Annotated in this window: 19 protein-coding genes and 1 pseudogene; 11 read left to right on the top strand and 9 right to left on the bottom strand. The window is 59.7% G+C overall.

Annotation, left to right across the window (positions count from 1 at the left end; genetic code table 11):
- Window positions 1-176: 176 nt before the first annotated feature.
- The 3 genes from IAG25_RS37505 to IAG25_RS37495 all read left to right on the top strand — a co-directional run bounded on the left by IAG25_RS37505 (window position 177) and on the right by IAG25_RS37495 (window position 3,359).
- A complete protein-coding gene (locus tag IAG25_RS37505) occupies window positions 177-1,091 on the top strand; it encodes a LysR family transcriptional regulator (RefSeq protein WP_187609350.1) in 915 nt (304 codons plus the stop codon).
- 185 nt (window positions 1,092-1,276) lie between these two features.
- Entirely contained in the window at window positions 1,277-2,044 is a 768-nt protein-coding gene (locus IAG25_RS37500; RefSeq protein WP_187609349.1) for an SDR family NAD(P)-dependent oxidoreductase, read from the top strand.
- A gap of 445 nt (window positions 2,045-2,489) precedes the next feature.
- Window positions 2,490-3,359 (top strand): LysR family transcriptional regulator, encoded by an 870-nt coding sequence (locus IAG25_RS37495; protein ID WP_187609391.1) that lies wholly within the window; start codon window positions 2,490-2,492, stop codon window positions 3,357-3,359.
- 261 nt (window positions 3,360-3,620) lie between these two features.
- On the opposite strand, the gene IAG25_RS42340 is transcribed toward IAG25_RS37495, so the two are convergent.
- Window positions 3,621-3,878: a KUP/HAK/KT family potassium transporter gene (locus IAG25_RS42340; RefSeq protein WP_187609348.1), complete on the bottom strand. Its 258-nt coding sequence runs from the start codon at window positions 3,876-3,878 to the stop codon at window positions 3,621-3,623.
- Between the two features lie 8 nt (window positions 3,879-3,886).
- Here IAG25_RS42340 and IAG25_RS37485 point away from each other — a divergent pair.
- Window positions 3,887-4,108, top strand: a pseudogene (locus IAG25_RS37485) (divalent metal cation transporter); the annotation flags it as partial.
- A 97-nt stretch (window positions 4,109-4,205) separates the two neighbouring features.
- On the opposite strand, the gene IAG25_RS37480 reads toward IAG25_RS37485, so the two are convergent.
- The 5 genes from IAG25_RS37480 to istA all read right to left on the bottom strand — a co-directional run bounded on the left by IAG25_RS37480 (window position 4,206) and on the right by istA (window position 8,861).
- Entirely contained in the window at window positions 4,206-4,904 is a 699-nt protein-coding gene (locus IAG25_RS37480; protein ID WP_187609347.1) for a transposase, read from the bottom strand.
- Window positions 4,905-5,347: 443 nt separating this feature from the next.
- Entirely contained in the window at window positions 5,348-5,896 is a 549-nt protein-coding gene (locus IAG25_RS37475) for a hypothetical protein (protein WP_187609346.1), read from the bottom strand.
- Window positions 5,897-5,916: 20 nt separating this feature from the next.
- Window positions 5,917-6,438: a hypothetical protein gene (locus IAG25_RS37470; protein WP_187609345.1), complete on the bottom strand. Its 522-nt coding sequence runs from the start codon at window positions 6,436-6,438 to the stop codon at window positions 5,917-5,919.
- A 109-nt stretch (window positions 6,439-6,547) separates the two neighbouring features.
- Window positions 6,548-7,357 carry an IS21-like element helper ATPase IstB gene (gene istB / locus IAG25_RS37465; protein ID WP_187609344.1) on the bottom strand — a complete coding sequence of 270 codons (810 nt, stop codon included), beginning with the start codon at window positions 7,355-7,357 and terminating at the stop codon, window positions 6,548-6,550.
- The gene (gene istA / locus IAG25_RS37460; RefSeq protein WP_187609343.1) at window positions 7,347-8,861 is read right to left on the bottom strand and encodes an IS21 family transposase; all 1,515 of its coding nucleotides are present in this window, start codon (window positions 8,859-8,861) and stop codon (window positions 7,347-7,349) included. The genes istB and istA overlap by 11 nt, the downstream gene beginning before the upstream one ends.
- Here istA and IAG25_RS37455 point away from each other — a divergent pair.
- The 3 genes from IAG25_RS37455 (at window position 8,854) to IAG25_RS37445 (ending at window position 12,384) form a co-directional block, all read left to right on the top strand.
- Window positions 8,854-9,471 carry a CoA transferase gene (locus IAG25_RS37455; protein WP_255504254.1) on the top strand — a complete coding sequence of 206 codons (618 nt, stop codon included), beginning with the start codon at window positions 8,854-8,856 and terminating at the stop codon, window positions 9,469-9,471. The genes istA and IAG25_RS37455 overlap by 8 nt on opposite strands.
- Window positions 9,472-9,543: 72 nt before the next feature.
- Window positions 9,544-10,890, top strand: a complete 1,347-nt coding sequence (locus tag IAG25_RS37450) for an MFS transporter (RefSeq protein ID WP_187609341.1) — start codon at window positions 9,544-9,546, stop codon at window positions 10,888-10,890.
- A 111-nt stretch (window positions 10,891-11,001) separates the two neighbouring features.
- Window positions 11,002-12,384: an MmgE/PrpD family protein gene (locus IAG25_RS37445; RefSeq protein WP_187609340.1), complete on the top strand. Its 1,383-nt coding sequence runs from the start codon at window positions 11,002-11,004 to the stop codon at window positions 12,382-12,384.
- Between the two features lie 918 nt (window positions 12,385-13,302).
- Here IAG25_RS37445 and IAG25_RS37440 read toward each other — a convergent pair.
- Entirely contained in the window at window positions 13,303-14,439 is a 1,137-nt protein-coding gene (locus tag IAG25_RS37440) for an ATP-binding protein (RefSeq protein ID WP_187609339.1), read from the bottom strand.
- Between the two features lie 374 nt (window positions 14,440-14,813).
- On the opposite strand from IAG25_RS37440, the gene otsA reads away from it, so the two are divergent.
- The 4 genes from otsA (at window position 14,814) to IAG25_RS37420 (ending at window position 17,541) form a co-directional block, all read left to right on the top strand.
- Window positions 14,814-16,217: an alpha,alpha-trehalose-phosphate synthase (UDP-forming) gene (otsA, locus tag IAG25_RS37435; protein ID WP_187609338.1), complete on the top strand. Its 1,404-nt coding sequence runs from the start codon at window positions 14,814-14,816 to the stop codon at window positions 16,215-16,217.
- Between the two features lie 171 nt (window positions 16,218-16,388).
- Window positions 16,389-16,592 carry a DUF2934 domain-containing protein gene (locus IAG25_RS37430; protein ID WP_187609337.1) on the top strand — a complete coding sequence of 68 codons (204 nt, stop codon included), beginning with the start codon at window positions 16,389-16,391 and terminating at the stop codon, window positions 16,590-16,592.
- Between the two features lie 31 nt (window positions 16,593-16,623).
- Window positions 16,624-16,872 (top strand): hypothetical protein, encoded by a 249-nt coding sequence (locus IAG25_RS37425; RefSeq protein WP_187609336.1) that lies wholly within the window; start codon window positions 16,624-16,626, stop codon window positions 16,870-16,872.
- Between the two features lie 252 nt (window positions 16,873-17,124).
- Window positions 17,125-17,541 (top strand): response regulator, encoded by a 417-nt coding sequence (locus IAG25_RS37420; protein WP_187609335.1) that lies wholly within the window; start codon window positions 17,125-17,127, stop codon window positions 17,539-17,541.
- Window positions 17,542-17,738: 197 nt separating this feature from the next.
- Here the strand turns inward: IAG25_RS37420 and IAG25_RS37415 are convergent, their stop codons facing one another.
- Window positions 17,739-18,614, bottom strand: coding sequence for a manganese catalase family protein (locus IAG25_RS37415; RefSeq protein WP_187609334.1), 876 nt, complete (start codon window positions 18,612-18,614; stop codon window positions 17,739-17,741).
- A 482-nt stretch (window positions 18,615-19,096) separates the two neighbouring features.
- Window positions 19,097-19,999 carry a YsnF/AvaK domain-containing protein gene (locus IAG25_RS37410; protein WP_187609333.1) on the bottom strand — a complete coding sequence of 301 codons (903 nt, stop codon included), beginning with the start codon at window positions 19,997-19,999 and terminating at the stop codon, window positions 19,097-19,099.
- Window positions 20,000-20,176 lie beyond the last annotated feature (177 nt).

Below are 20,176 nucleotides of genomic sequence, written 5' to 3'. Positions count from 1 at the left end.
CCAAGGGGCCGCACTCTACTCGAAGGCAGTCATCGGAGTCAGGAAAAAAGAAGCGGCCCCCAGCATCTGATCGCCTAAGTCAGGTGCGGCGTCCCACCTAACGCGTGCTTTGTCTGGGGAGGTCGTCGTTTCGCTACACTGCGCATTTTCGCTAACGATCTGCTAGGAGGAGGCGCATGGACCGCATGGTGGCGATGGAGACCTTCGTAACAGTTGTCGATGCGGGTTCGTTTTCTGCCGCCGCACGCCGCCTGAAGCTCGGCCAGCCAGCCGTCTCAAAGGCGGTCGCACAGCTGGAGGAACGTCTAGGCGCCCGTCTGCTGTTGCGATCGACACGTGGCCTCACGCCGACGGATGCCGGTCAGCGTTTCTACGATCACGCACTGAGGGCCATCGATGAGGCCGATCAGGCCGAGCAGGCTGTGCGCGAGTCGTCGGAGGGCTTGTCGGGACGATTGCGCATCGGCGCAGCCGTTACGTTCGCCCGGCTGCATGTCTTGCCAGCCCTCAAGTCTTTCCTGGATCAGCACCCCAATCTGAGCATCGACATCGTACTTGACGATCGGTCCGTCGATTTGCTTGGAGAGGGCGTCGATGTCGCATTGCGTATGGGCACGCTGGACGATTCGACCATGACCGCGCGTCGCATCTCCAGCGCGCGGCGGTTCGTCGTCGGCACACCATCATATTTCGCCGAAGCCGGCGTTCCTCAAACACCTGTCGACCTTAACCGGCATCAGGCAGTCGTTTACTCTCTGCGAGGCGGCGGTGAATCGTGGTTGTTCAGCCGCAGTGACGGCTCCGACTCGACCGTGACCTTGTCCGGCCGGATAAGCGTGAACGCGGCTGAAGGCATGCGCACGGCGGTACTCGGGCACATGGGCTTTGCCGTCGCTTCGGAATGGATGTTCGCCCCCGAACTCGCAAACGGGACGGTTCAGGCCGTCCTGACTGACTGGACGTTGCCGCCGATCGACCTGTGGGCGGTTTTCCCGTCCGGTCGCATGGCAACCACGAAGGCGCGTGCCTTCGTTGCGTTTGTCGAGCACCTTCTCAATGAGCGCAACTCTGGCTCAGGCCTCACCGGCTAGACGCTGCGCACCTTTGCCCCCTCGCAGCAGGAATAGGCGCTATTCCCCGCCCGCGGCTACCGGGCGATTCCGCCTCAGCGGAGGATACGCATCAACCAATGCACGAAACATTGGCTCCGATGCAGCAGTCCCTTCCGGCTCATCAAGCCGGAGGACCGCTTCAAAACCTACTGTTGAGGAAAAGCATGACCCAAGCTCTGAAAGGCAAACTCGCGCTCGTGACGGGCGCTTCGCGTGGAATCGGCGCAGCTATTGCGGCGCGTCTCGCGCGCGACGGTGCATCCGTCATCGTTCACTACGCATCGAGTGCCGCGCGGGCCGAAGCCGTCGTCAAGGAAATCCGCGATGCCGGCGGCGAGGCTGAGGCTGTCGGCGCCAATCTGTCGCAGCCAGAAGGCGTCAGGAGCCTCATTGGGTCGCTGAATGGTGCGTTCGGCGGCCGCTTCGAAGGGCGGCTCGATATTCTCGTCAACAACGCTGGCACAGTCGAATATGGGCCGTTCCTCGATTCGTCGGACACGTCGTACGACACGCACTTCAACCTGAATGTGCGCGCGCCGATCGAACTGGCAAAAGACGCGGCAGCGCGCATGGTCGCTGCAGGCTGGGGGCGCATCATCAACGTGGGCTCGGCTTTCGGCGAAGCAGCGCCCTTGCCTGGCGTGACGCTCTACATCGCCTCGAAATTCGCCCTCAGAGGCTTTACGCGCGGGTTATCGCGTGAACTCGGGAAATTCGGCGTGACCGTGAATGCCGTCCAGCCCGGCCCGATCGATACAGAACTCGCTCCGCAACCCGGCACGGAGGACCACGCAACGATGACGAAGCTCGCAAGCGTTGGCCGTTTCGGAAAACCGGAAGAAATCGCGGCGGCCGTGGCTTATCTAGCCAGCCCTGAAGCGGGCTATACGACCGGCGAGAGCCTGACGGTCGACGGCGGATGGATTGCCTGACCCGGGCTGCCAAGCATTTCGCTGACACTGCGGCGGCGCCGTGATATCGGGGTTTGCAAGACCGTACCAACGGGCCGTCCAGTACAAATTTCACTAGGAGTGCCAGACATGGCGACATACCTCGCTTTTACACGTGAGGTCACCCGAGATCAGCGCGAGCTGGACGCCTATCAGGCAAGTGTCGCAAAGACCTTCGTCGGCCATCCTATCAAAATTCTTTCGGCATACGGACCCCAACAACGGCTCGAGGGAATCGCACACAGTTGGCGGAACCGATGGGGACAGCATCAGGAGCGGCTGCGCGTCGCATGTGCGACCGCTTTCGCTTCGATGTCAGTGCCAGTGGTTGACCGCCCAAGGTCAATCGGAGACCCTCGCCGCCGAGGTGATCGGCCCTTACACGAAGCCCTTACCGACGAATGGCCAGGTGCAGCTACAACTCATCATGCTCAATCCGCAATGGCTGCGCACGTTCGCTGCGCTGACCGAACTCGGCAACTTCACGCGCGCGGCGGAACGGCTCGATCTGACGCAGGCGGCCGTCTCTCAACATTTGCACCATCTGGAAGATGCGCTCGGTCTGCTGGTGATACGCCGACCGCGTGCCATCGAACTGACGCCTGCCGGGCGCGCGTTGCTCGACTATTGCGAAGCGATGGAACAGGCACGCCGGCGGCTCGATGCGCGCGTGTCCGGTCCTGCAGAAGCCGGAGAGATCGGGTTGATCACACCAGAAAGCATTGGACTGGCGTTGTTTCCGTTAATGCTGGATTGGCAGGCGCAGCATCCGCAATGGAAGATTCGCTATTGTTTCGCGCCGGATCCTGAAGTGCTCGACGCGGTGCTGACCAATCGATACGACCTCGGCATCGTCACACTCAAGCCCGATGATGCGCGTCTCACCGCGCGCAAATTCATGCAGGAGCCCCTGGAACTTGTCGTGCCAGCGGGTGCAAAAGTGCGTGCGTGGAGCCATCTCGAAACGCTCGGTTTCATCGATCATCCGGATGGGCGGGCGATGGCGAATCGCTTGCTGAGCCGGCGCTTTCGGAAGAACGCAAGCATCGCGGACCTGCCGCGCAACGGTTTCAGCAACCAGATCGCACTCATCCTCGAATTCGTGGCGCGCGGGCTGGGATTCACGGTCATTCCGCGCTATGCGCGGGCCGCGTTCGCGCGGCAGCACCAGATCGAAGTGGTGGAGTGCGGGTCGCCCGTGGTCGAGACTTTATGGCTCATCCATCGCGCGGAATGGCCGTTACCCGCGCCCTGCGCGCGGGCGGTGAGGTATTTTGAGGAGCGGATGAAGGGGTAGTGCGCGATGATGGCTTATTTGACGCCGCCCCGATCTCGCCCATGATGTCGGTCCCGCGTTGCACCGGCGTCCTCGGGAAGTCCGATGGTCTCGTGCAAGCCGCAGTCCAACGACTTGGTGCCGGTGGACCGCTCTGGGTCGGCATGAGGCATTGAAGAGCATCGTTGAAAAGCAACAGCTCGGGGATTTCAAAGCAACAGCCGCCTGAAAGAGCCTTTCTGGACGAGCCTTTGAACGGCCACACACGGTAAGGTGCCTACTTCAACTTAGGTTCCTGCATTTCAGGTGCGGATGGTCGAGGGTGGTCGGCCCGAGGTCCGCATCACCCCGCCGAACGACTCCGTCAACGTGAGCTGCGGGAGTTTGGCGGCGTTTGGGCGCCGCTGAGCACGTTCGTCGCTGCCGCGCTCTCAGAAAGAACCTGGTTTGGTCGCCCGTGTCCGAAGGCTTGGTCAGAACCAGGGCTGCTTGACCGAAATAGTTCAGGACCAGGGCGGGGAAGACGAGCAGGAGCGACACGACACCGGATGGTGATCGCTTTCATGCACTTTGATCCGATCCGCGCGCTGTACTGGAGCGCGGTTATCAATGGCGTCACTGCCGTGCCAATCATGTTGATCATGATGCTCATGGCGTGCAGTAGGCGCGTAATGGGCGAGTTCGCCGTGAAAGGAATTCTGTCCTGGGGCGGATGGCTCGCTACGCTCGCCATGGCGATAGCGGCGGTCGGGGTCTGTGTGCCGGGCTAGGCTCAACGCCACCTTCAAAGGGCGACGTTCGCAGCGGCCGGGTTGGTCGCGAACCCATTCGGCCCTGCGACCTGCTTGAAGCGGGCAGATGACTTTCCTAGGTACGCAGTCGTTCCTTCTGCGGCCGGTCGCGCAGGAGCAGTGGCATCAAACGCCGGTTGGCTGTTTGCGCCGCCCACTCGCAATACGCGGCGCTGCCGAGCACCCAGCCCTTCAGGGTCGATTGCATTAGGTTATCGACCTCGCGTTCGTCAGGAGGTTGTGCGCCCAAAGCCTGGTATGCCCGGTAGCGCTCGAGCGGCGTATTGCCGAGCGCGCCGTAAAGTGGATGGTCCTTGATGAAGCTATCGACACGCAGCCCGATATGGTGCGTATAGCTCGACCACCGGTAGCTTCCCGGGTCGGCTACAAGTCGGCTACGCACCGGCGCATGATCGATAGCTTGGCTCGCGAGCAGGAAGTACCGCTCGGGCTCAATCACTGCTGCGCCGTACCCGCCGCCCCATACCGCACCGCGGCGCCCATGGCGGCGGTTGAAGGTCTCGACATACCGACGGCTGACGGCCTGCATCGTAATGGCCACGCTCGACTGATATGAAGGGGTGACGAGGAACTGTACCGCCTCAGGCATCAGCACCCACGCGTGCACGGCCAGATCGGCGACGCGCGCTGCGTCTGCCAGGCAGGAGAGGAAGTACAGATAGTCTCCTTCGTCCAGGAAGGCGGGGCCGGTGAACCCCTGCAAGATAACGTGCTGTGGTTGTGCCGGGACGTAGTGGCGTGCGAGCCGTGTCATGCTGGATGAACCGGAAATCCGATGTGGAAAAGCGATCTGACAGATATCAGATGCGTGACGGTGCGTAACGTGGATACACGACGAAATTCTATCGATCACCTGCATATGTTGGCGTCGCGAAAAGACCTTTTTTCTGGCCTCTTTTCGCTGATTTGGCCGGCGCAACCAGTGTTGCAGAACAGGATGCGCGGAGGATGGGCCGAAGCCTTCGGCCTAAACGCAGTGGACGTCCAGGACATGGATCACCGCCGCTAAACCCGGCGGCCAATCACAAGATCGACACCGTTCGGCCCGTCCGATTGCTCGCTCGGCGCCTGGTCGCTTCGTGACTCGGCTACGTGCGACCGCCGCTGGACGCCAGCAAGAAAGGCGATAGAAAAATGCCTGCCATGGGTGGTCCGAGTTCTCGACGGAGGGGGGCGACGGATCGGTGCCCGGAAGGCTCAGCCTCGATTCGCGTCGCCATCCGCCGCGACCGAAGGGCCCGCGCATTCCATCTCTGCACCGCAGGCCGCGAAGGCGCTCAGAAAGCGGTCGACGACTTGCCGATCCCGCATGAAAGACAGAAATTCTCTCAGGCTGCCGAGCCAGTCCGGATCGATCCGGCGCAGTCGCGCCAGCGCTTTCTTTGCTTCGTCCATCCGTCCCAGTTCGGCGGCAGCGACGACCGTGGAACGCAAACAAGGCGGAAAATCGGGCAGATGCGCGGCGGCGCGTCGCAATTCGGCCGAGGCCTCTTCGCGACGGCCCGTTAGCAGCGGGATGGTACCGAGCGCGGAGCGCGGTCCTGCCGCGCTGAAGGGGTCGAGCGCGATCGCTGGCTGCAATGCCAGGAGCCCTTCGGCGGCCTCGCCGCTGACCAGCAGCGCTACCGCGGCCATCGTGCGTGTGCCGATGGCGGACAGGGTACTGAGCCGCACCGCCAGCCGGGCATTCTCGACCGCCGTATCCCATTGCTTCGAACGGGCCAGCGCATAGGCGAATGCAGCCAAACAAAAGCCGGACCGTGGCTTCAACTCGACCGCCTGGCGCGCGGAATCCAGCGCCCTTCGGCGTTCGGAGGTCGGTCCTGCCCCTGCGTGACGTGCAGGCGATTCATTAGGATCATGGCGACGAAGGCATGCGCGATCGCGATCCCGGAATCCATCGCAATAGCCCGCAGGAAGTGCCGTTCCGCCTCGCGTTTCTCTTGCTCGCCGCCACGGCCGTAGAGCGCGGCGCCCAGCCGGACGAAGTCATAGGATCTGAGCGCGTGTGCCGGTTTCTGCCGGGCGCGGCGCAATCCTTCTCCCATAACCAGCGTTTCCAGCCGGGCGGCGAGGGCCACCAGTGCCGTCTCTCGTTGGTCCAGCGGGGGCAAGGTCAACTGATCGGCCCACAAGACGCGATCGTTATCCGCCTCCTCCAGCAGCAGCGAAAGCTGCGCTTCCTCCCCGCTGCGCCGCACCGCGCCCGACAGGCGAAAGCTCTCGGGCGGCAAGGGCTGCGTCACCCGCGTCTGGACCAGAATCGTCTCGGACCGGCTGAAGGTCACCAGCAACTCCGCGCCGAGCGCACGGGCGAAGCGCTGAAGTGTTGATTTGCGCCGGAAATTGACCCACTTTTTGCATCTAAAACTGACCCACCCCTGATGTGCAGAAACATCATTCTGGTGCGTCGATTTCCTCCTCTTTTTGTCGTTTGGGTGAGCTTTTCCGGGTTGCAGCCCGCGAAGCGGGCTGCCCCGCCGTGCTGTTTTTGAAGCGCCAGGAGTCGTTGCCTGTTTCGACTATGTGGCAGTGGTGCGTGAGGCGGTCGAGCAGCGCAGTTGTCATCTTCGCGTCGCCGAAGACGTTCGACCATTCCGTGAAGCTTAGGTTAGTCGTGACTAGAATGCTCGTGCGCTCATAGAGCTTCGAGAACAGATGAAACAGCAGTGCGCCCCCCGTTTGGGTGAATGGCAGATAGCCGAGTTCGTCCAGCACAATGGCGTCGACATACATCAGCCGATTCGCGAGTTGTCCGGGTTTGCCTGCGGCCTTCTCAGCTTCGAGCTGGTTCACGAGCTCGACGGTGGTAAAGAACCGAACCCGCTTGCCGTGGTGCTGTATCGCTTCGATTCCGATTGACGTCGCAAGGTGCGTCTTCCCCCTGCCGGGCCCGCCGATGAACACGATGTTCTGCGCCGACTCGCAGAATCGTACGGTGTGGAGTTCACGAACGAGGCCCTCATCGACGCTCGCTTGCTCGAAGTCGAAGCCCGCGAGGTCGCGGTGAGCAGGAAAGCGTGCGGCGGCCATCTGATAGTTGATTGACCGCACCTGACGCTCAGCTGTCTCCGCCTTCAGCAGCATCTGCATGAACTTCTCCGGCTCAAATTCGTTGTGACGCGCCTGCGCGACCAGTTCGGGCCACGCTTGCGCCATACCGTGGAGCTTCAACGACTTCAGTAATGCGGCGGTTTCATTCGACATGGCCATCCTCCTCGTTGCGAACGCGAAGCCGCTCATATCGGTGAACATCCGCAACAGGTTCAACCTTGAGCGTGATTGCTGTTCTCACTACGTCACCTGGGCTAGCGGTCGGGCTCTTTAGCCGCGCGAGGATGTTCAGGACATGGTCACCGCTCGGACGCCCAGATTCGAGCGCTATCTCAACCGCAACCAACACGGCCTCCAGCCCATGGACCGGCGTCGCCGCGAGAACCTGAACCATCACCCGGTCGCCACCGGTCTGCTTCAACAGGTGTCTCTGCAGTCGAAGCATCGGTTCTGGCATCGTCAGGAACGGCGCACCGTTTCTTAACGCGCCGGGCTTACGCTCCACCAAGGCAATGTAGTGGCGCCAGTCGTAGAAGGTCTGGTAGCGGTCGAAGCTGCGGGGGTGGCGGGCAATCTCGACGCCGTCGGCGACCAGGCTGATATAGGTCGGATAGCAGCGCAGGCTCACGATTTGATGCGCGTATTCAGTCGGCACGCTGTAACTGTTTCGGTCGAGGTGCACCAGACTCGTGGGCGACACGCGCACGGGCTTCTCGATGTAGCCGTCGAATGGCTTCGGCATCTGCATCAGCCGTGGACGTTCGTCTGCCAACGCATCTTCGACACTTAGTTCGGGCCACTGTGGATGTTTCAACTGCTTCCACGCCTGTTGGCATCGCTCGGCCAACCATATGTTCAGAACTTCCAGCGACTCCCACCGAATCGCGATTGCATCGTGCCAAATGTGTCGGCGCCGGTCCTGAACGTTCTTCTCGACGATGCCTTTCTCCCAGCCGGCGGCTCGGTTGCAGAATTCCGGCTCGAACAGGTAATGGCCGCACATAGCGTGAAACCGCGCATTGATAGCGCGCTCCTTGCCAGGTCCGACTTTGTCGACGGCAGTCTTCATGTTGTCGTATATGCCGCGCCGAGGGACGCCACCGAGAGCAACAAATGCTCGTGCATGGGCATCGAACAACATCTCGTGACTTTGGGTCGGATAGGCAACGAGCCAGAACGCGCGACTCGCGGCGAGCTTCAGGTGGGCGACCTCCACTCGTCGCCTGAGCCCGCCGATGAAGACGTACTCGCAGCTCCAGTCGAACTGGAACGCTTCACCGTATTCGAAGGCGAGCGGCACAAAGGCGCCACGCTGTGCTCCGCCATCGCGTTCCTTCTTCCAGTTGCGAACGAACGCCGATACGCGGTCGTAACTGCCGTCGTACCCGGAGGCGCGCAAATCCTCATACATCTGAGTCGCCGAACGTCTCTCTCGTCTGGGACGTTTTGTGTCGGCGAGCAGCCACAACCGCAGTTGCTCCGACCAAGGGTCAACAACGCTGTTATTGACGCGTTTCGGATACTTCGGCTCGCCGGTCGACGGCTCGCGCAGCCAGCGTCGAATGGTGTTTCTTGAGAGCCCCGTCTGTCTCGCAATATCCCGCAGCGGGACGCCGTCGCGGAAATGCATCCGCCGAATCTTGGCTAACATGCTCACGGTTATCACTCCGTTCTCCTGCTTGGCGTCCAAGCAGGAAGTTGAACATGTGGGTCAATTTTCGATGCAAATTTCTAGCGGAAATGGGTCAGTTTTGCGCGCGCATCAACATCGGAAGGGCTATATCAGCGATCAGCGAGGCGGCAGTGTCCACGACAGCTCGCATTTTTACTCGACGTACCGTTGTGCGGACGGCAACTACATCACAGTGGGCGCGATCGAGCCACAGTTCTACGAAGTCCTGCTGAACAAGCTCGGTTTGAGCGGCGACGCGCGATTTACCGATCAATGGAACCGCTCGCGCTGGCCGGCACTGCGCCAACACCTCGTTGAGGTATTCGCTTCGAAAACGCGTGCTGAATGGACCCTGCTGCTCGAAAGCACTGATGCCTGCTTCGGCTCGGTGCTAAGTCCGCAAGAGGCTGCGGCTCATCCGCACAACATCGCGCGCGGCGTCTATTTCGAGGGCGATGGTTATCTGCAAGCTGCGCCTGCGCCACGGTTTGACGGCAAATCTATGACTGCCGGACCAGTCCCCACATGCGGTGAACACACGTATCAGATTGCAGACGCTCTAAGAGAAGGCGGCCCTGCTCATATCTGGAAGTAAAACCAATGCATGGCATAGGGCGCGGCTTTCTACCGACGTCCTCAGAAGTCGAAATCAAATCAAGGAGACTTCATGAACACTGCAGTTGCGCGGGAACCTGCCGCGGCGGTTACCCCTACCCGAGAGGATGCGGCGCGGACGTATCGAAAGATCACATGGAGGATCGTGCCATTTCTGCTGCTGTGCTACATCGTCAGTTATCTGGATCGCGTCAATCTGAGCTTTGCGAAATTGCAGTTCATGCAGGACCTTGGCTTTACAGATGCCGTCTATGGTCTGGGCGGCGGCTTGTTCTACCTCGCCTACGTGCTGTTCGAAGTGCCCAGCAATCTCTATCTGCAGCGCGTGGGCGCACGTGCGACCCTGCTGCGCATCATGACACTGTGGGGGACGGTGACCGTCCTGATGTGCCTGATTACCACGCCGACGCATCTGTACATTGCCCGCTGCCTGTTGGGCGCCGCTGAGGCCGGGTTCTTTCCTGGCGTGATCCTCTACTTGACGTACTGGTTTCCTTCACGTTATCGGGCCAGGATCATGTCGATCTTCCTGATGGGCATTCCTGTGTCCGGCTGGATCGGTGGCCCGTTGGCTGGATGGATCATGCACGACCTTTCTGGATTGCATGGCTTGCGCGGATGGCAACTATTGTTCATTTATGAGGGGCTGCCCGCTATCGCGCTGGGGATCACAGCGTATTTCTTCCTGACCAACGGCGTTGCGCAAGCGAAGTGGCTATCGGATTCGGAAAAGGCGATCGTGCTTGCCGACGTGCAAGCCGAGCATGTCAGCAAGTCGGAATCCGGGGGCGGGTCGTTGCGGATGCTCTTCCGCGATCCACGGTTCTATGCAGCGGTCTTTGCGTATTTCTCCATCACGTGCGCGACGGTCGCGATGAGCCTGTGGGTACCCACGCTCATCAAAGGGCTGGCAGTGAATGATCTCCGCACGATTGGATGGCTATCCGCCGTTCCTTATGTGGCCGCGACGGTGGGTCTATGGGCGATTGGGCGGCATTCGGACTATCGACTCGAACGGCGTTACCACGTTGCGGTGTCGCTTGTGGCGTCAGCGGTGGGATTCATTCTGCTTGGATTCACAGGCGGAAGCGTCGGCTGGACGATCGCGCTGCTGGCGCTCGCGGCCACCGGATTGTATGGCGCGATTCCCGTATTCTGGGCGATTCCCACCAGTTATCTTTCCAGGTCGAATGCTCCAGGCGGAATCGCCTTGATTAGCAGTCTCGGGTGTCTCGGCGGGTTTCTCAGCACGGCAATTATCGGTTGGGTGAAGAGTCTCACTGGAAGCCTGGATGTCGCGATGGGTGCGGTCGGACTGCTGATGATAGTCGCCTCCGCGGGATTGCTGGTGGCGTTTCCGGCGAGGCTGATCCAGCCTGTGCGCACCGACGCTTCCTGAATCCACGGCAATCCTCCGCAAATCTGACTACGACGACGTGCACATCACGCGCAACGCGTAGCGAACACGATCTATCGCCCGTATCGATTCTGTTTCTCTGTTTCTACAACCATGACCGATCATCCTAGTCTTGACCTCGCGACTTTTGCCGCTCAATTGCGCTTCGACGTGATCCCGTCGCACGTGGTAGAGCGCGCTGTAAACCTCTACGTGGATTGGCTTGGCTCCGCGCTGGCGGGTAAAGGCGCGCGTCCCGTCGAAACGATTGCCGCCTTCGCTCGACGCGCAGCCTTGGGCGGCAGGACGGAGGAGGGTGGCGTGGCCGAAGTGCTGATCGACCGCACGCGCTCCACGCCCTATTTCGCAGCGATGGTGAATGGCGCCGCGTCGCATTTTGCGGAGCAGGATGACGTGCATAACGGCTCCGTGTTCCATCCGGCAACCGTCGTTTTTCCCGTTGCGTTGGCACTTGCGCAAGCTCGCGGTGCTTCGGGGCGCGACCTGATTACGGCAGCGATTGCGGGCTACGAAACGGGCATCCGCGTTGGCGAGTTTCTCGGCCGCTCTCACTACAAGGTGTTCCATACGACGGGCACTGCGGGAACGGTGGCGGCGGCGGCCACGGCAGGCCGGCTGCTAGGCCTGTCGCCGCAACAGATGCTTGATGCGTTCGGTTCGGCCGGCACACAGGCTAGTGGCTTGTGGGAATTCCTGCGCGACGCGGCCGATTCGAAACAACTTCATACCGCAATGGCGGCCGCCAATGGTCTGATGGCCGCCGAGCTCGCAGCTGACGGATTCAGAGGGGCGACACGTATCCTGGAGGGAGCGCAGGGCATGGCCGCGGGTATGTCGAGCGATGCCGACCCGGCGCGGCTTGTCGATCGGCTCGGCGAGCGGTGGGCTACGGCGGAAACGTCGTTCAAATATCACGCATCGTGCCGCCATTCACATCCTGCCGCCGATGCGCTGCTTGCGGTTATCGGGCGCGAGCGATTGCTGGCTTCCGATATCGCGCGTGTCACCGCGCATGTGCATCAGGGCGCGCTCGACGTTCTCGGAGCGGTGGTTGTGCCGCGCACCGTCCATCAGGCGAAGTTCAATATGGGAACCGTGCTTGGACTTGTCGCGTTGCATGGGTACGCCGGAGTCAACGAGTTCGAAGGCAGCTTCGACGCGGAGTCAGTGGCGGCGTTTCGCGACAAGGTAGAAATGGTTTTCGACGACGAAGTGGACCGCGCGTATCCGGCCCGGTGGATCGGCAAGGTGACTGTCGTTACCCACGATGGCCGACACTACGCCGGGCGGGTCGATGAACCAAAGGGCGATCCGGGCAACACGCTATCGCGCGATGAAATTGCTGAGAAGGTCCGCCGGCTTGCTGCATTTTCGGGAGCGGCATCGGATGGCGAAGTGTCGGATCTTCTCGATGGAGCGTGGCAGGTCACGTCGTGCGACGTGATGGGACCGGTCTTTAGTTGTTTCCGCGGATGAACGTGACGGGGCCGCATTCGTACCACGCTATGTCGAGCAGCAGCCAATATCTAACCGGGTGACAAGTGGCCAATTTGGATGATATGAGGTACATCAGAGCGGCGGCGGCCTCGGCGGCAAATGCAGACGACGCCTCGATTTGGCGATGGTTCGCATTGCTCGTTGAGGAGCGCAGGATCCGCTGGTGCCTTCGCGATGATCATTGGCTCGTGAGCATTGACAACAGACACGTCGCTACGGAGAACAGCTTTGATAGGGCCATCCGGATTGCGAGAGAGGCCATATCAAAATCGGAGCAATGCTGTCGCGAAGACCAAGGCGACGAAATGGGGGCGGGTACTGGCGCTCGCCGGCAGTCGAAGAGGACGTTCACCATGGTTGTTCGGTCGCCTTCGCGTTAGAAAAATTTGTCAGCAGAAATCGACGCTGCCGCCGTCCGTGTAGTTGCCTTACAGCGTGATGATGCTCTGACCTGGGTAGAGAACGCCTATTGGCCTATCGCAACCTAGATTGCAGTTCTGGCCTTCATTAGTTTTGTCGCCACATTCTTCGCGTCAGAAACAAAAGGAATAAGCCTGGGCGACTGAGACAACTGTTTCAATGCAAAAATGCTTGAAAATGGTGGAAAAGCGGCAAACCGCGAATTGGGTCGGAACTGTTGCCACGAACTTCTTGGCAGGGGCGACCTCTTCTCTTGCCGACCCCTTGCCGCCATTCGGCTTGCCGCGAAAGTATCGGCCCTTTCACTGAACGATGGGCCTATCGGGTTGCGGAGATCGCCGGAAAGCAGCGATCGACGTGTTGCTCGGCCCAACTGACTGATCGCGTGCTTCGGGGGTTCGTGAATGTTGACGTCGGGCTCTGTTCGGTCATGAGGCGCCAACGACGCTCAGTCTGTGATGTCCGACGCAACATTGGCTATTTCTTCATCAACGTGTGTCGCGGAAGGCTGATCGTAAATATGCATCCGACGCCCGGAACATCGCGCACGCTCAGAATGCCGTCATTCAGTTCGACGCTTCGACGTGCTATCGACAATCCGAGCCCTAGCCCGGATTTATCGGCTCCGAACTGGGTGAATGGCAGAAACATCTGTTCTGCCTTGCCTGGCGGCAAACCACCGCCATGATCCTTCACATCAATAAGTATCTTGTCGGCGATGGCATACGCGCTCAGTGTTACTTCGGAGTTTGGTTGGGTAAATTTAAAGGCGTTTTGTATGAGATTGCCAAGCGCTGAATAAAGGAGGTCACGGTTTCCGCTGACAGCGAGCTGGGGATCGACTGACGTCACGACAAATTTGCACCCGCGTAGCTGTGCGGCCAGATTTGCCGCGTGCTTTGTTTCGTTTATGAAGTCAGAAACTGAAAACAGCGCCCATTTAGCACTATCACCTGCGGGAACGCGGGCGTCGTCGATTGAACGCTCAATGAGCTTCTCCAAGCCCGTCAGGCTCCGCTCCAATACGGCGCCCGTAGCGCCAAACAAGGGCAAATTTCCAGCTTTTGCAGCAGCAAACGCAAGGGTCGCCGTGTGCAGGAAGTTGCGAAGTTCATGGGCGAAAGACCCCATGCGCTCGCCTTCATCAAGTGCATTTTGAGTAGCTATCTTGAAATCGCGCTGGTAACTGAACTCGGTGACAGCATCGGCGATCGCGTTGTCCAGGCAGCGGTTCAGCGTGCGGAACTCGTCGATCGAAAACGGGGCATCGCGTTCATGTGCGAGGTCAGTAATGGCCTGACAAAGGTCTCCATAATCATGGACGACCTGGTCAACCGTGTATCCCAACGTCAGCAATTCGTGTCCATGACGGGCCGCTGCCTCCCCAATCTCCGAACGGCCTGAATTACCTCCTGGCGAGCCTGACACGATGAGGCTTTCTGACGGGCGTTCAGTTTGCTCGATTTTCAGCGTTTCAATCAGCTGTTCAAGAAACAGCGGAACGCCGTTTTCGAGTTGAAGCGCGGACGCACCACGTGCCGGCCGCAGCGCCACTTTGGACCTGCAGCGCACGATCAGTTCATCGCGGTTATTTGCTAGAAACGTATGAAGCATGGCGCCTCCTGCACGATGCATGCCGTAAGCCAAACTACTCCCGAAACTGCTGTCCTCCGCCTGGAAGTCGAACCATGCCCGTTCGAACATTTGATTCCCATCGGCCAGTCAAACCAACCGCGAATCGGCATAACGGAGAAGCGACATAAATGGTGCGAAGCAAAAAAGACGCCCATGTCTAATCGACCTGCACACAGATGCTGGTCGTCTCCCGTGAGCCAACTCCTAGGATGTCCTTGATATGGACCGTCTCGCGCGCCTGGACAGACGGTGGGCGGTGAATTAAGTCGCATAAGCGACGCCTTATCGACTGAAAGCGCGACGCATCATGTTACCGTGCCAGTGTGGATCAAATTGCCAACTCAGAGCCTGATATGAGCCGTCTGGTGGTCGTATCAAACCGCACTTCCGATCCTCGCAAATCTGCGGCAGGAGGCCTCGCCGTCGCCCTGCGGGAAAGTCTTGAACAAACTGGCGGAGTATGGTTCGGCTGGAGTGGCAAACTAAGCGACGACACGGAGGGAGGGGCTGCCGACCGGCATGGACTTGAGATTCATACAAGCGGCAACGTGACACTGGCAACGCTCGATCTGACCCGCGACGAGCACGACACCTATTACGTTGGATACTCCAACGGTGTGCTTTGGCCGGTGTGCCACTATCGCCTGGATCTCGCGAAATTCGACACACGCTTCGCTGAAGGTTACCGGCGCGTGAACCGGTTGTTCGCGCGCAAGCTGCTCACGATGTTGAAGCCCGATGACATTCTGTGGGTGCATGACTATCATCTGATCCCGCTGGCCGCAGAATTGCGTGCGGCCGGCTGCAACCATCGCATCGGTTTTTTCCTTCACATTCCGATGCCGCCCCCACTGATCATGGCGGCGATCCCCGAGCACGAGTGGCTCATGCGGTCGCTCTTCGCATACGATCTCGTCGGCTTCCAGGCGCACTCCGATGTCACGCACTTTTCGCACTATGTCGAATCCGAGGCTCGGGCCGTCCGCGTGGGTCCGGATCACCTCCGTGCTTTCAATCGCACGTTACAAGTAGGGGCCTTTCCGATCGGCATCGACGTCGAGGAATTTGCACGCCTTGCCAGGGCGAAGGAAGGGCGCGAGATGTTTGCGCGCATGCGTGACGAATACTCACGGCGGCGCTTGCTTCTCGGCGTTGACCGACTCGATTATTCGAAAGGATTACCGCAAAGGATTCACGCTTTCCGGCAATTGTTGGAGCGCTACCCGGAAAATCGTGACAGCGCTACGCTGATTCAGATCGCGTCGCCGAGCCGCGAGGACGTCGGGGCGTACGATGATCTTCGCCGTGAAATGGACAGCCTGTGCGGCGCAATCAACGGTGACTTTGGAGAATTGGACTGGATGCCGGTCAGGTACATTCATCGCAATGTAGCTCGCAAACGACTGCCGGGACTCTATCGCGCGAGCCGTGTGGCGCTGGTGACGCCGTTGCGCGATGGCATGAACCTGGTGGCGAAGGAGTTTATCGCTGCTCAGGACCCGGCTGACCCGGGCATGCTGGTGCTTTCGCGTTTCGCCGGTGCGGCCGAGCAACTGACGGAAGCGCTGCTCGTCAACCCCTATGACACACAGGGCACAGCAGACGCCATCCAGCGCGCATTGGTCATGCCGCTCGATGAGCGCATCAATCGACATGCCGCACTCGCGGACCGGGTCCGCAAAGAGAATGTTCGCTGGTGGTCCGAGTCGTTCTTGAAGGCGCTCGCCGAGACGGAGATGGCTTCGGGGAAGAATTGAACGAATCTATCCGCGGGGTCGCCGGGTCTTTTCAAATATCAATCAAATCGCGCTGAGTTTCGCGCCGCAAAAAAGCGCATCATCAGGAGTCGACCTGTGAATGTTCGAAACGTGTGACGGCACCATGACGGGTGCGCGCGCAGGGTCGGCTTAACCTCAGCGAGGCAAGACATGGACGTTCGCATCACCGAAGACCAGATCCGCTCGTGCGCATATCAACTCTGGACCGGAGCGGGGTGTCCGGAAGGTCGGGCTGACGAATTTTGGCAGCGTGCCCAGTTGCGACTCGGCGTTATCGAAAAGCCGACTCAATCCGATCTCGTCGAGGATTCGGACGAATTCGCTGCCGCGCCAGCAGCGCCGTCGTCACCGTGATTGTCGCGGTGGCTCACTGGAGGGAGGGCTGATGACAGTTCAAAACTCAACATACAGGGATTGCAACATCAGCGTCGATGTGATCGGTCCTGACGCTCGCGGCGCTTACTCGGGAACGTTCGTTATCACGCATGAGGTGGGTGACGCTGACGACGACAGACAGTTCACGCCTGCCTGGCGGACCGCCGTATTCTCGGAAGCGGAAGCGCTCACCCGGCTCACACGGCTGGCCGAAGACGTCATCGATGGGAAGAGGGATGGTTCGGAAATTAGCACCTGAATTCTTCGAATCACTCTTTTCCGCGAGCGAGCAATCATCGCCTACGCATGCAGTCGGCATTGAGTTCGACCTGCACGGGGACAACGTCGAACGGGCAAAACTCATGGCCGCACTTCGCCTGACTTCCCTGAAAGCTCATCCCAATGTCTGAACTTGTCGACGTACGACAGCGGTTCGATCTGGGAGGGAATAATAATCTGTCCGTCGGGAATGCCGCGTGCGCTTGATGTAGGGCACACCATCGAGAAGACAATGCGCAAACCGACAGCACCGCGGCTTCTCCTGGCTGATGACAACACTGTAGTGCTTAACGCGAGCGCGGCTGCGCTGATTCTGCACGGTTTCGAAGTTCACACGGCCATTGACGGATTATCTGCCTTGACCGCTATTCAGCACTGGCATCCAGACATTGCCTTACTCGATATCGAAATGCCACTGATGGATGGGCGCACCGTAGCTCGAAACGTTCGAGCCATGGTTTTGGAAACGCAACCCTTGCTGATCGCGTTGACGGCCTTGACGTCTCTCGCGGATCGGTTAGCGTCGATTCAGGCAGGTTTCAATTATCACTTCACTAAGCCTGTTCAGTTCGAGGCGCTCCTGCGCACGCTGGACTTTCATCTTGACCCGTCGCTCAAGCACTTTCGGCCGACCGACGGTACAACGTGATACTTGCTGGGCATATATTCGAGTGATGTAGCAGATTAGCACTCGTGGCAAGAAAGGGCTCTGTGGCGCCGTCCGATCGCCACTGAGCAGAGTCGTCGGACGGTTCGGTAAGGATGGAATGCAGCATGTGTATGACGGCCAACCCGACGCGGCCCTTGCGGGCCGCCTATCCAGCTTTCCATGCGCAATGCCACGAGTCAGGCAGCTTGACCCGCCCCGAGTTCAGCACCCGTGACCGGGTCGCTGCTAGCGTCGGAAGCCGTGCGTGCCGCCATGGCTTGCAGTGTTTCCACATCCGCCGAAGTCACCGTTACCGTCGCCAATCCATCGCCGCCATCCACAGCGGGTCGGGGATCGTCGACGAACGTCCAATCCGGTCCCTCATTCCACGGGCCACGCGTTACGGACTCCTCGCCTTGCGACATCTTGTAGTAGACGCCGGTGAATTCCGGGAAGCCGGGAAGTTTGCCTTGCGGAAAGTTCGGCTGTATCGAATGAAGGGCTTTTTCGAATGACTTTTGATGCGCGATCTCTCGCGTCATTAGAAAGCCCAGCGTTTCGCGAATGCCCGGATCGTCGGTTACGTTGATGAGCCGCTCATAAACAATCTTGGCGCGTGCTTCGGCCGCTATGTTGGAACGAAGATCGGCGGTCGGTTCGCCGATCGTATCGACGTACGCAGCCGTCCACGGCGTGCCGGCCGAGTTGATCAGCGCTGGTCCTCCACCATAAAGAAGGGACGTGGTGTGCGAATCGTTGCCGCCGCCAGTCATCGAGCGATAAAGTTCTGCCTCGCTTTCGACCGCTTCGGCCAACTGGCCTTTTGCACCCTTGTTCAGCATTGCGATAATCGAACCAATGATTTCCAGGTGGCTCAATTCTTCGGTTGCAATGTCGAACAGGAGATCCTTACGGCCGGGATCGTCCTCACCCACTGCCTGCGTAAAGTAACGGCACGCAGCGCCGAGTTCGCCTTGCGGTCCTCCGAACTGTTCCAGCAGAAGGTTTGCAAGACCGGGATTGGGCGCCGCGACGCGCACCGTATATTGAAGGCGCTTGTTATGAATGAACATGACTTTTTCCTTTGGAGAAGAGCTTTCGCCATACGCGCGACGTTGCGCATTTGGTGAACGTTTCTCGCGAGTGACGAACTTTCGCCGAGCGGTCCCGCGCCAGAATTGACGCGGCACGCCTCCTCATGAAGGCGCTCAGTTCTCAAAGCGAATATCGCTTTGGCGTGGTTACTTCAGGTTGCTGACGGGGTTTGTGGGGAAGAGGTGACTTCATCTCGCGATGAAATGTGAGCACCGGAGGTCAGTTATGGATTTACCCTGCGCTTTTTGGGTTTGGCGGGCGTAAGCGCTGCGGTCCAGAAATCGACCACACCGCGCTTTGCTGCGGCGTTCGCGCGACCTCGCGCCGAGCCAATCACCGTGTTCGCGCCGCTTAACCACATGCTCATAAACGGATTCTTTTTCGTCCGGGATTCTTCATGGATGCTCCTGTGAGCAGGCGAGCGCCGTCCAGGCTGTCGGGCAATCGCCTTGTCTTTGATTCAGGCAGATTTCGTCGGCGTCTTGATCATCGATTCATTCGCGCTTGGCACGCCACGCGGAAGTTCCGACTCCGCGGGCTCAAGACCGGCTGCGCTCGCGCCAACACGCTCGACCTCGACATCCGTGCCACGCAGGGTCTCGTTGATGGTTTCCGTGTGCTCCGTTGCCTCGCGGCCCACGACGACCTCTTCAATCACGTGTGCGGTTTTTGCCACCACGGCGTGCTCAGCCGTTTCACGAATTTCTACCGAGCCTTCCTTCAGATCCGCTGCCGTCGCAATGCGATCGACCGGCCGCCGCTCGATCGTCGCGTGTGCTTCGCGCAGATTCACGCTCTCGGAAACAGGCGTTTCCGTGGAACGGGAATAGACCCGCACGCCGCCGGTTTCCACTTCGCGCTTGCCTACGTCGAGCGATTCACGCGTCACTGCAAACGCTTTGCGATCTGCGATGACTTCATCGGGGGTGTAAGCCTTGGCTGTCGCGTCGAAGCCTGTGTAACCATTGCTTTTCCACTGCGCGGCTCGCTCATCGACATCTACGGCCCCTGCCTCATGCATTGTCGAACGAACCATCCCGACGTGCGCTTCATCGGCCACCGTAACGGTCAGCAAGGCGCCACCGCGCCGGACGGCTTCCTGATAATGGCCCACTTCTTCTGGCCGATCGTCGGCGCCGAACATATTGCTGAAGAAGTGCTCGATCTTGCCGAATACGCCGACTTCTTCGGTCGTTACGGTCGACGGTCGAGCGTCGGCTAGAGCAACGTCACCGGGCGCGCCGGCTTGATCAGCGGCATGCACTTCCATGTCGGTACGATTCAGGCCACTCGCGACCAGACGGGAGACAGCGGTCTCGGCGTCCTGAAACGAGTCGAATACACCTACGATTACTTGAGTCATGTGAAACTCCGAATGAGATTGAGCAGCCTGACGTGCGGCCATGAAATAAAATCTGGCTCTTTTGAAAACGAAGTGGGTAATGGCTCTCAGCGGGCATGCGAGTTGAATGCGGAGAAGTCGAGTTTGCCAGCGATAAGAAACAGCACCGTTCGCATGGTTGCGAAGCGCGTGTAGCCA

This window comes from Caballeronia sp. EK, from assembly GCF_014384845.1.
Lineage (GTDB): Bacteria > Pseudomonadota > Gammaproteobacteria > Burkholderiales > Burkholderiaceae > Caballeronia > Caballeronia jiangsuensis.
This window is presented reverse-complemented; position numbering and strand designations above follow the sequence as displayed.